This is a genomic window from Streptomyces sp. NPDC054757 (assembly GCF_053612185.1).
The window spans coordinates 1-11862 of sequence record NZ_JBSHBW010000046.1 but is presented as its reverse complement, the minus strand read 5'-3'; the positions used below and the strand labels follow the sequence as shown (position 1 = coordinate 11862).

Genomic DNA, 11862 nt, shown 5'->3' with positions numbered 1-11862 from the left:
GGCCGAAGGTAGGGGTGGGGTGGGCCACGTGCCTCCCCCGGCCTTCCGCATCCCTCTGGCTCCACCTGCCTCGCACGCCACAGAAGAGAGACCCCATGTCCTGGCTGTCCAGATTCAGCCTCGCGCAACGGGCCCTGATCGGGCTGATATCGATCGTCGCCGTCGTCTTCGGTGCGATCGCGATACCGCAGCTCAAGCAGCAGCTGCTGCCCACCATCGAACTGCCGATGGTGTCGGTGCTCGCCCCGTATCAGGGAGCCTCCCCCGATGTGGTCGAGAAGCAGGTCGTCGAGCCGCTCGAAGACACCATCAAGGCTGTCGACGGCATCAAGGGCGTCACCTCCACGGCGAGCGAGGGCAACGCCGTGATCATGGCCCAGTTCGAGTACGGCAACGGCGGCAAGCAGCTCGTCGCCGATGTCCAGCAGGCCGTGAACCGGGCCCGGGTGAAGATCCCCGACTCGGTCGACCCGCAGGTCGTCGCCGGTTCGACCGACGACATCCCGACGGTCGTGCTCGCCGTCACCTCCGACAAGGACCAGCAGGCGCTCTCCGACCAGCTCGACCGCTCGGTCGTCCCGGTCCTGCAGAACATCGACGGCGTCGCCCAGGTCAGCGTCGACGGCGTACGGGACCTCCAGGTCACCGTCACCCCCGACGCCAGGAAGCTGGCCGCCGCAGGGCTGAACGCGGCGACGCTCAGCCAGGCGCTCCAGGCCGGCGGCGCCACGCTCCCGGCCGGTGCGTTCTCCGAGGACGGCAAGAGCCGCACGGTCCAGGTCGGCGGCGGCTACACCTCGCTGAAGCAGATCGAGGACCTGCGCGTCACGGGCCAGGCGGCGCCCGGTGGCGCACCGCAGGGCGGCAAGGCCCCCAAGCCGGTCCGCCTCGGTGACATCGCCAAGGTCGCCGAGCAGCCCGCAGCGGCGGACTCCATCACCCGTACCAACGGGAGGCCCAGCCTCTCCCTCTCGCTGACGATGGATCAGGACGGCAGCGCCGTCGCCATCTCCGACGCGGTCAAGGACAAGCTCCCCGAGCTGCGCAAGACCCTCGGCTCGCACAGCGATCTGACGGTCATCTTCGACCAGGGCCCGTCCGTCTCGAAGTCGATCTCCGGCCTCACCACCGAGGGCGCTCTCGGCCTCCTCTTCGCCGTGATCGTCATCCTCGTCTTCCTGGCGTCGCTCCGCTCGACCCTGGTCACCGCGCTCTCCATCCCGCTCTCGGTGCTCCTGGCGCTGATCGTGCTGTGGACCCGCGACCTCTCGCTCAACATGCTCACCCTCGGCGCGCTGACCATCGCGATCGGCCGGGTGGTGGACGACTCGATCGTCGTCCTGGAGAACATCAAGCGTCATCTGAGCTACGGCGAGGAGCGGCAGACGGCGATCATCGGCGCCGTCCGTGAGGTCGCGGGCGCGGTGACGTCGTCCACGCTGACGACCGTGGCGGTCTTCCTGCCGATCGGCCTCGTGGGCGGCATGGTGGGCCAGCTCTTCGGCTCGTTCTCCATCACGGTCACCGCGGCGCTGCTCGCCTCGCTGCTGGTCTCGCTGACGGTGGTCCCGGTCTTCTCGTACTGGTTCCTGCGCGCCCCCAAGGGCTCGGCCGGCGTCGACCCGCAGGAGCTGCGCCGCAGGGCCGAGGAGAAGGAGGGGCGCAGCCGTCTCCAGCGCCTCTACGTGCCGGTGCTCCGCTTCGCGACCCGGCGCCGTATCACCAGCCTGGTCATCGCGGCCGTGGTGCTCATCGCCACCTTCGGCATGGCCCCGCTGCTCAAGACCAACTTCTTCGACCAGGGCGACCAGGACACCCTCTCGCTCACCCAGAAGCTCGACCCGGGCACCAGCCTGCAGGCCGCCGACACCGCGGCCAAGAAGGTCGAGAAGGTGCTCGACGGCATCGACACGATCAAGGACTACCAGGTCACGGTCGGCTCATCGGGCTTCGCCGCTGCCTTCGGCGGCGGTACGGGCGCCAACCAGGCCTCGTACCAGGTGACGCTGAAGAACGCGTCGGACTACGACAAGACCCAGGACCGTATCGAGAAGGGCCTCGCCAAGCTGCACGGCATCGGCGACGCCAGCGTCGGCAGCGGCGGCGGCTTCGGCGACCAGGACCTCAGCCTCGTGGTCAAGGCGGGCGACGGCGACACCCTCAAGAAGGCGTCCGAGCAGGTACGGGCCGCCGTGGCCAAGCTCGACCACGTCAAGGACGTGCAGAGCGACCTCTCGCAGAGCGTGCCGCGGATCTCGGTGAAGACCAACGACAAGGCGGCCGCGGCGGGTTACAACGAGACGACGCTGGGCGCCGCCGTGGGCCAGGCGGTCCAGGGCACCACGTCGGGCAAGATGATCCTGGACGACACCGAGCGGGACGTCGTCGTGAAGTCGGAGCACCCGGCCACCACCCTCGCCCAGCTGAAGAACCTGAGCCTCGGCCCGGTCAAGCTGGGCGACATCGCCACGGTCAAGCTGGTCCCGGGACCGGTCTCGATGACCCGTATCGACGGCGCCCGAGCGGCGACGATCACGGCGAAGCCGACCGGTGACAACACCGGCGCGGTCACCAGCGCGCTCCAGTCGAAGATGAACGACATCAAGAAGGCGCTGCCCAGCGGTGCGACCGTCGACATCGGCGGTGTCTCGTCCGACCAGAGCGACGCGTTCAAGAACCTGGCGCTCGCCATGCTGGCCGCCGTCGCGATCGTCTTCATGCTCCTCGTGGCGACGTTCCGCTCGCTGGTCCAGCCGCTGATCCTGCTGGTCTCCATCCCCTTCGCGGCCACCGGCGCCATCGGCCTGCTGCTCGTCACCGGCACCCCGATGGGTGTCCCGGCGATGATCGGCATGCTGATGCTCATCGGCATCGTGGTCACCAACGCGATCGTGCTGATCGACCTGATCAACCAGTACCGCTCGCAGGGTCTGGGCGTGGTCGAGGCGGTCGTGGAGGGCGGCAGGCACCGACTGCGGCCGATCCTGATGACCGCACTGGCGACGATCTTCGCGCTGCTCCCGATGGCGCTCGGTGTCACCGGAGAGGGCGGCTTCATCTCGCAGCCGCTGGCTGTGGTGGTGATCGGCGGTCTGATCACCTCGACGCTGCTGACGCTGCTGCTCGTGCCGACGCTCTACGCGCTGGTGGAGCTCCGCAAGGAGCGCCGGGCGAAGAAGAAGGCGGCGAAGCGCGCGAAGAAGTCGGGCGACGCGGACACGGCGGGTGCCGACTCGTCGTCGGACGAGCCGGAACCGGCGAACGTCTGACCCGCCCGGCATGACGAGGGGCCTGTCCCACACGCTCGTGTGGGACAGGCCCCTTCGGGTTTCCGCTCGCTGCCTGAGCCCTTCTGCCAGGAGAGCGGCGGCAACGCCGTCCGACGAGGGCGCGGTGAACGTCAGGCGGCCCCGCTGAGGGCCTCGACGATCCGGAGCCAGGTCCCGCCGTGCGGGTCGGCGTGCCGGACGCTGAGGGCGACGATCTCCCGCAGCAGCCGGATACGGGTCTCCTCGCGGGCGCGGGGGATGAGCGTCGCCAGCTCGTCCGGTTCCACACCGTCGGCGGCTCCGGCGAGCACCATGCCCGCCTGGGCGTGGGTGAGGGAGGACAGCTTGTCGTCGAAGACCTGCCCCTCGACGGCCGCCGCGTGCAGCAGCGCATTGCCGTCTCCGGCGGCCAACGCCCGTTCCACGTAAGCCTGGAGGGCGGTCCGGTCCTCCACGAGGCGGTACGCGGCGTCCAGCCCTTCGGTGCGGGCGATATCGAGGACGGCGACGTGCGCGAGCGGGGTGGTCCTGGACGGCTGGGCCTGGAGGAGGCGGGGGTGGTCCTGGAGAAAGGCCCGTGACTCCGCCCAGTCGGCGCACCCCACCCACTCCGCCAGCTGCTCCGCGAGGATCAGCGGATCGTAGGCGGCGGTCACGCCGTGGACGAGGACGGCCTCGCGGAGCACGGTGTGCCGCTGTGCGGTGCCGGGGTCCAGCAGTGCCAGCTCTTCGAGGGCTGTCGCCGCCTCGTCGCTGCTGAGTGCGTCGGCGTTCCGGGACCAGACATCGCGGGACCGGGGCCAGTCGGGCGCGAACAGCCAGGAACCGACGAGAGCCAGAGTCTCCGGCGACAGGGCGAGCCAGGCCGGTGCGGGGGCACCGGTCTCCTCCTCCCAGGCCGTGCGGACCGCGTCCTGACCGCCGTCCGCACGCAGCGCCCGCCGGGCCCGTACGGCCACCGGGTCCGGCCCTTCCGGCTCCACGGGGGTCCTGTCCAGGCAGGCCACCAGCTCACGCAGACCGGCCTCAGGCCAGGGGGCGGGGCAGGACAGCAGGAAGACACCGCGCTCGACGCCGATACGGCGGGCGGTCGCCGGGTGGACCGTCACGAAACTGTCCACGGCCTCGTCGAATGCGTGGACCGCCGATGTGTGGTCGCCGGTGTGGGCAAGGGACTCGGCCAGGTTGTTGAGAGCGGTGACGAACACGGTCCCGAAGGCGCCCGGATCGGCCAGGGCCAGGCCCCGCCGGATGGCGACGGCTTCCCGGGCCGATGTCACCGCCCCGTCGTAGTCGTGGTTCTGCTCCAGGTACACGCCGAGGTTGTTGAGGGCGGTGGCGAGATCCGGGAGGGAGGTGTCGGCCTGGTCGGCGGCGAGTTCACGCCACAGCCGTACGGATTCGTGCGCGGGAGCCAGTGCCTTCTCCGGGCTGCCGGTGGCGGCGAGACTCTCCGCGAGAGGGAGGAGGGCGCGGGCGAGGTCGGAGCGGAAGGCGGCCGGGTGCTGTGCGAAGAGTTCGCGGTGGATGGCCACGGATTCCTCCGCCGCCCGCAACGCGGCGGCCGGGTCCCCGGCGTCGTTCAGGTGGTTGGCCAGGTTGTTGAGCGTCGAGGCGAGGTCCGGGCGGAAGGCGGGCTGCCGCGCGGCGAGTTCGCGCTGGAGGGGGAGCGCTTCCCGGGTCGATGCGAGCGCCCCTGAGACATCACCCAGGACAGCGCGGACGGTGCCCAGATGGCTGAGCGCCGTGGCGAGCCTGGCGGAGGAGGCGCTCGGGTCCAGCGAGACGAGGCGGCGGCGGACGCCGACCGCTTCCTCGGCCTGCGGCAGGGCCGCCGCGGGCTCCCCGGCGGCGACGAGCGCCTTCGCGAGGTTGTGGAGGAGGTCGGCGAGTTCCGGGAGATGTGCGGTCGGCTGTTCCGCGGCCACTTCGCGCTGGACGCGTACGGCTTCCCGCAGCAACGCCACGGCGGTTCCCCGGTCATCGGCGGAGAGCGTTCCGGCCAGGGTGCTCAGGGACAGCGCGAGGTCCGCCCGGAACGCGCCGGGGTGCTCCGCTGCCAGCTTGGCGTACAGCCGCGCGGCCTCCTGCGCGGGGGCGCGCGCCCCCTTGGGATCTCCGGTCGCGGAGACCCGCTGTGACAGATTGGTGAGTGCGGCGGCCAGACCGGGCAGGAACGCGGTCGGATGACGCGCGCCGAGGTCCCGGTAGATGTCCACCGCCTCCTGGATGGACGCGAGGGCCCCCGCGCGGTCCCCGGCGTCCGCGCGGTGCGCCGACAGGTTGTTCAGGGAGTCGGCCAGCGAGAGCAGGGCATCGGAACCGCCCCCGGCCATGGCCCGCTGGATACGCACCGCCTCCTCCGCGGGCGGCAGCGCGTCCGCGTGGGCGCCGGTGCTGCTGAGACTGCCCGCCAGATTGTTGAGGGCGGTGGAGAGGTGGCCCAGAAAGGCGCCAGGGTGAAGTGCGCCGAGTCCGCGGTAGATGCCGACCGCTTCTTTCGCGTGCGGGAGCGCGGCGCGGTGCTGTCCGCCGGAAACCAGGTGCGCCGCGAGGTTGGTGAGCGTACGGGCGAGACCCGGGCGGAAGGCCTCTGGACTTCGCGTGGCGAGTTCGCGGTAGATGCGTACGGCCTCCCGCATCGGACCGAGTGCGCTTTCGTGGTCGCCGACGCCTGCGAGTCTGTTGGCGAGGGTGCTGAGGGAGTCCGCCAGATCCGGGAGGGCGTCGTAGGCCCCGGAATCTGCCAGTGCCCGCTGAATGACGACTGCCTCGCGTGCGGGTGCCAGAGCCCCTGCGAGGTCACCGGTGGCGGCGCAGTGGCCGGCGACATTCATCAGGCCACGAGCCACCGCGGCACGGTGATTTCCGGGAGATTCCCGTTCCAGCTCCTCCCACAGGGACAGTCCCTCCCGCGCGGTGGAGAGCGCACCGTCCAGGTCGCCCTCCGTCCTGAGCCGCTCGGAGAAGTACTGCAACGCCTGGGCCAGAAACGGCGCCGCGCCCGGCCCGGCCCGCTCCACCAGCCCCCGCAGCATCCCGATCCCCGGAGCACCCGCCAGCGCCGCGTGCCGGGCCAGCCCCCACACCACGTACGGATCGACCGCGCCCCAGTCGCCGCCCACCGCTCGCCGCTCAACGTGCGCGACGAGCGCGGCCACCACCACCTCGCCGGCCTCGGATCCCTCCGGCCCCTCCCGTCCCGCGAGATACGACACGAACGCGTGGTGGTACAGCCGGAACACCGCCTGCCCGTCCTCCGCGTCCTCGACGACATAGCGGCCGTAGGCGGACAGCACCCAGTCCACGTCGCTCTCGTCGTACGACACAGCACCGCCACCCAGCGCTCCGGCGACCTCCTCCCACACACCCCCGGCGGGCATCCCGGGCCCGACCGTCCACGCCAGCGCGGTCAGTAGGTCCCGTGCGGCGTACGGCAGTTCGGTACCGTCCGCGCGCACTCGTACAGGGCCCACCCGCAGGTCCTCGTCGAACGCCGCCCCGATGGAGTCCGGCAGACCGGACAGCCACTGGTCATCCCCGGCGCGGGCCCCCGCCGGCAGCGACCCCGTCACCAGCCGCGCGAAGAGGAACCCGCCGCCCACCGCCGTGGCACGCGCGGCGACCGCATCGCCCGCCTCCCGTGCCCGGTCATCCGGTACACCGGCCGCAGCGCACCGGCGGAACACATACGCACCGATGTCCTCCTGCGTGTGCGGTTCCCGCTCCAGGTCCGCCGTGGTCACCCCCGTACCGGTCAGCCGGGCCAGGGCGTCCGGCAGGGTCTCGTGCACCTGCCCGTCCTCCTCGATCCGGCTGCGGAAGGCACGTTCGCGGGAGCCGAGCAGGACCGGGCCCGTCCGGCTGAGCGGGAAGACCAGCTCCTCGATCATGGCGCGGAGGTGCTCGGCGGGTACCTCGTCCAGGCCGTCGATGACCAGCAACGGCCGTGGCGACAGCCCGCGGAACTCGCCCCGGAAGTCGTCCGCGTTCCGGGGCTCCGGCAGTCCGAGCTGCCGGGCCAGCTCCGATGCCGCCCGCAGAGGGCTCAGGCCGCGCAGATGTACGGAGGCGAGGGAGCGGCCGGGGCGGAGGCCAGGGTCCGGGTCGTCCTCGCGCAGGCCGCCGTGCGCCTCGGTCTCCTTGCGCCGTACGGGATCGGTGAGCGTCGCGACCCGGCCCAGTACGGCCGACTTGCCGCAGCCCGCCGGGCCGGTCACCAGGAAGAGCCCGGCCTCGTCCGCCTCCAGCCATGCGGTGATCCGGCCCAGCACCTCCCTGCGGCCCGTGAAGAACCAGCCCTCCTCGCGGTACCCGGCCCCGCGCGCCGCGAGCACCAGGTGCTCCGCCGGCCGGGCGGGGGAACCGGGCACATGGCGCGGGTTGGGGAAGACCGGCCGCCCGGTGCCGAGGGCGGCCGAGACGGGTGTCTGGCCTTCGCCGTGCCATCGCTCACCCAGCGCGGCCAGCAGATCCGGGCCGCTGACCAGCGCGTTGTGGGCGCTCCAGGCCGAGCGGTACTCGGTGGTGGCAGGGCCGGCCTTCAGCACCTCCGCCAACGCGGTGAGCAGCGGGCCGCCGCCGTCCGATGTCTCGTTGCGCCGGCAACTGGCCATGATGCCGAACCACTTGGCCCGGCCGGGCGGCGTGGACACGGCCGCCCAGCGCCGCAGGGCCTGCTCCAGGCCCCGGCCCACCGCGTCTCCCGCGTAGCAGGTGTCGACGATCAGCAGGATCTGGTCGGCGCCCGAGGCCACCGCGTCACTGACCAGTGTCCCGGCCGTGACGCCCCGCTTGAGGGCGCGCGCGTCGCGCGTCACCTGGTCGGCGTCGAGATCCAAGTCGCAGAGCGCCAGCCGTAGTTCGTCGTCGACCAGCACCCCGTGCCCGGACCAGACGATGACCGCGGGCTTCGCCGCCCCCGTCCTCAGCCAGCTCTCGCTCCACGCGGGCAGCTCCTCGTCGAAGGCCGCCCAGGACGGGTTCCCGCCGCCCACCACCCGCGCCGCGATCCCCAACTCCTCCAGCAGCGCGGCGATCTCCGTCATCTGGGCCGCCGCCCCGGTCAGCCGGGGGAAGCTCCGGCTGTCGGCGTACTCCTCGCACACCACGCACAGCGCCGTCCCCACCGGCTCGCGTCCCCTGTCGCCCGCCGTACCCGTCTCACGCACCATCGCCCGCCCTGCCTTCCTGTACCAACACCAGCGCGGTCATCACGACATGGCCCGCGTTCCCCGTACTCACCCGCACCCGGTGCGGCCCGGCCGGCAGCCCGGCGAGGCGCGCCGCGTAACGGCCCCCGCCCAGGTTGTCCAGCGTCCGCACCGGACCGCCGTCGGCCGCCGCGAAGACGGCCACCCGGTCATGGCCCGGTATGTGCGGCGGGACCGTGGCCCGCAGCTCGTAGACCTCGCCCTCGGTGACCGCGTCCGGCGCGTCCACCGCCAGCGGGACGTCCGGGGCCTGCGGGCCGCGGTGGACCGGCGGGTCCGGGGTGAGCCAGTTGTAGAGCGCCTGGCGCAGCGCCGTGTTGTTCTGGAGCGAGCCGTGCCGCTCCCAGGGCGTGTACGCGGGCCGTCCCGCCACCCCCGCATGGGCGCTGGAGAACCGGGGCACCCGGCCGTCGCCGCCCTCGTCGGCCCCGTCGATGGTGAGCAGCCCGGCCAGCTTCCCGCCCCGGACCTCGGCGGTGGTCGGGGTCGGCTGGAGCACTCCGCTGACCGGTACGTACTCCACTCCGTGTGCGGCCCCCGCCCCCGGCTCCCGCAGCGCCCCGTGGAAGCGGGCGGCGTCCTGGAGCAGTGCCGGGTCGGCCCCGGGCAGGCCGGTCACCTCGCGGGCGTACCGCAGCGGGGCGCTCGGGGCGGTGATCAGCGCGGCGTAGTCGGGGACCAGCTGGTGCAGGGAGGGGAGGCTGCGGGCGAAGGCGGTGAGGCCCTTACCGGCCGGGCCCACCCCGTTGACCAGGGAGAGCAGGGCGTCGAGGGAACCCCGGTACGGCGTTCCGAGCGTGATCACCCGGCGCGTCACCTCCGCGCCGCCGCACCGTTCCACGTACTGCCGGGCGACCAGGCCGCCCATCGAGTGGCAGACGAAGACGACCCGGGCCCCGGCACGCTCCGGCGCCGAGGCCCGCCAGCGGCCGAGCCATTCGCCCACCCGCTCGGCGAGGCGGTCCGCGTTGTAACGGCAGGACAGCCGCCAGTCGTAGGCGAAACAGACCAGGTTGGCCGGGGTGTCCGCCGCGTCCCGCACGTCCCGGCGCCGGAGCGTGAAGTGGTGTTCCAGCCACTCCAGGAAGCCGTCGTAGCCGTCCACGAGCGTCCCGATGCCCAGCAGCCCGTGCAGATCGCGCACCGGACCGAGTGGGCGCACACCGTCCTCCGGGTGGGCGTCACCCAGGTCCCGGGGCAGTGCCAGGCCCCTGACGGAGCGGCCGAACGTACGGATTCCGCGGAGCAGGGCCGGACCCGAGAGACCCCACACCTCGTGCCCGTCCGCATCCATCAGCCGGCTGCCCAGAATGCCCGGGACGACGACCACCAGGTCGTCGACCCGGCTGCGAGACGTCATATGGCGCCGTACCCCCGTCATTGCGCTGCTGCCCTGGAAAGCAGCGTAATGACGGAAAGGGCCCCGCACGTGCCATATGCAGGAATCGCGAGCAGTGCCCCTACGGCAGCGCCAGCATCCGTTCCAGGGCGAGCTTCGCGTACTTCTCGGTCTCCGGGTCGACCTCGATCCGGTTCACCAGGTTGCCCTCGGCCAGCGACTCCAGCGTCCAGACCAGATGCGGGAGGTCGATCCGGTTCATCGTCGAGCAGAAGCACACCGTCCTGTCGAGGAAGACGATCTCCTTGTCCGGGTGCGCGTGCGCCACCCGGCGCACCAGGTTGAGTTCGGTCCCGATCGCCCACTTCGAACCGGCGGGCGCCGCGTCGAGCGCCTTGATGATGTACTCCGTCGAGCCCACCTCGTCCGCGGCGGCGACGACCTCGTGCCTGCACTCGGGGTGGACCAGCACCCGTACGCCGGGGATCCGCTCACGCACGTCGTTCACCGAGTCCAGCGAGAACCGCCCGTGCACCGAGCAGTGCCCGCGCCACAGGATCATCTTCGCGCCGCGCAACTGCTCCGGGGTGAGGCCGCCGTTCGGCTTGTGCGGGTTGTAGAGGACGCAGTCGTCCAGGGACATCCCCAGGTCCCGTACCGCGGTGTTGCGGCCGAGGTGCTGGTCGGGGAGGAAGAGGACCTGCTCGCCCTGGTCGAAGGCCCACTCCAGGGCGCGCTGGGCGTTCGACGACGTACAGATCGTGCCGCCGTGCCGGCCGGTGAAGGCCTTGATGTCGGCGGAGGAGTTCATGTACGAGACGGGCACCACGCGGTCCGCGACACCGGCCTCGGTCAGCACGTCCCAGCACTCGGCCACCTGCTCGGCGGTGGCCATGTCGGCCATCGAGCAGCCCGCCGCCAGGTCGGGGAGCACGACCTTCTGGTCGTCGGTGGTCAGGATGTCCGCCGACTCGGCCATGAAGTGCACACCGCAGAAGACGATGTACTCGGCGTCCGGCCTGGCGGCCGCGTCACGGGCGAGCTTGAAGGAGTCGCCGGTCACGTCGGCGAACTGGATGACCTCGTCGCGCTGGTAGTGGTGGCCGAGCACGAAGACCTTGTCCCCGAGCTTCTCCTTGGCGGCGCGGGCGCGCTCCACCAGGTCCGGATCGGACGGGGACGGCAGGTCGCCCGGACACTCGACACCCCGCTCGCTCCTCGGGTCGGCCTCACGGCCGAGCAGCAGCAGGGCGAGCGGTGAGGGCTGTACGTCGAGATCCTGACGGGGCTGGGCGGTGGTCACGACACGCACCCTTTCTTCTCAAGATTCTTCTCAAGAAATACGTGCGGCTTGTGCCGCTCCGGTGGAACCGGTGCTGCCACCGGGGCCTTCTCGTCTAAATGACGCTATCTATCATAGCCGCTTCACGTCACATTGACGATGTCAATTTCGTCAATGTGACGTATCCCTGGAGGCGTACTTCTGTGACGTGGCTCAAGGGGTGTGCGAGCATGAAGGGGCAAAGAGAAGTGCCCGGCCCGGAATGAATCCGTGGCCCTGCCGGTTGCAGTAGTCGGCAAGCAGTCCGTACTTCCCCTGCCTCGGCGGGGAGACCCCATCCCGGGAGTGAAGCAGATGTCCGTATCGGACGAGAAGACCACGGTGAGCGACGGCATCCTCCTGTCCGACGCCGCCGCGTCCAAGGTCAAGGCCCTGCTCGACCAGGAAGGCCGTGACGACCTCGCGCTCCGCGTGGCTGTCCAGCCCGGCGGCTGCTCGGGCCTCCGCTACCAGCTCTTCTTCGACGAGCGCTCGCTCGACGGCGATGTGGTCAAGGACTTCGGCGGAGTCAAGGTCGTCACCGACCGGATGAGCGCCCCGTACCTGGGCGGCGCCTCCGTCGACTTCGTGGACACCATCGAGAAGCAGGGCTTCACCATCGACAACCCGAACGCCACGGGCTCCTGCGCCTGCGGCGACTCGTTCAGCTGAGCCTTCCCGCACAGCGCACAGCGGCGGCGGCCCCGGACATCCGGGGCC

General features: G+C 71.5%; 5 protein-coding genes. 2 read left to right on the top strand and 3 right to left on the bottom strand.

Annotated features, from left to right (window positions below; all coding sequences use genetic code 11):
- Positions 1-95: 95 nt before the first annotated feature.
- Positions 96-3269, top strand: coding sequence for an efflux RND transporter permease subunit (locus ACWGKJ_RS33030; RefSeq protein ID WP_385026687.1), 3174 nt, complete (start codon positions 96-98; stop codon positions 3267-3269).
- Positions 3270-3400: 131 nt separating this feature from the next.
- Here ACWGKJ_RS33030 and ACWGKJ_RS33025 read toward each other — a convergent pair whose 3' ends face one another.
- From ACWGKJ_RS33025 to nadA, 3 genes are all read right to left on the bottom strand, one after another.
- Positions 3401-8443: a tetratricopeptide repeat protein gene (locus ACWGKJ_RS33025; RefSeq protein WP_385026690.1), complete on the bottom strand. Its 5043-nt coding sequence runs from the start codon at positions 8441-8443 to the stop codon at positions 3401-3403.
- Entirely contained in the window at positions 8433-9842 is a 1410-nt protein-coding gene (locus tag ACWGKJ_RS33020) for a lipase/acyltransferase domain-containing protein (RefSeq protein ID WP_385026693.1), read from the bottom strand. Before ACWGKJ_RS33020 ends, ACWGKJ_RS33025 begins: the two co-directional genes overlap by 11 nt.
- A 100-nt stretch (positions 9843-9942) precedes the next feature.
- Positions 9943-11133 carry a quinolinate synthase NadA gene (gene nadA / locus ACWGKJ_RS33015; RefSeq protein WP_385026696.1) on the bottom strand — a complete coding sequence of 397 codons (1191 nt, stop codon included), beginning with the start codon at positions 11131-11133 and terminating at the stop codon, positions 9943-9945.
- 324 nt (positions 11134-11457) lie between these two features.
- Between nadA and ACWGKJ_RS33010 the strand changes: the two genes are divergently transcribed.
- Positions 11458-11814: a HesB/IscA family protein gene (locus tag ACWGKJ_RS33010; RefSeq protein WP_164264231.1), complete on the top strand. Its 357-nt coding sequence runs from the start codon at positions 11458-11460 to the stop codon at positions 11812-11814.
- The last annotated feature ends 48 nt before the right edge of the window (positions 11815-11862 follow it).

Coding starts and splice junctions, on each gene's coding strand:
- ACWGKJ_RS33030 (WP_385026687.1), top strand. CDS start 96: ATGTCCTGGCTGTCCAGATTCAGCCTCGCGCAACGGGCCCTGATCGGG.
- ACWGKJ_RS33020 (WP_385026693.1), bottom strand. CDS start 9,842: ATGACGTCTCGCAGCCGGGTCGACGACCTGGTGGTCGTCGTCCCGGGC.
- ACWGKJ_RS33010 (WP_164264231.1), top strand. CDS start 11,458: ATGTCCGTATCGGACGAGAAGACCACGGTGAGCGACGGCATCCTCCTG.
- ACWGKJ_RS33025 (WP_385026690.1), bottom strand. CDS start 8,443: ATGGTGCGTGAGACGGGTACGGCGGGCGACAGGGGACGCGAGCCGGTG.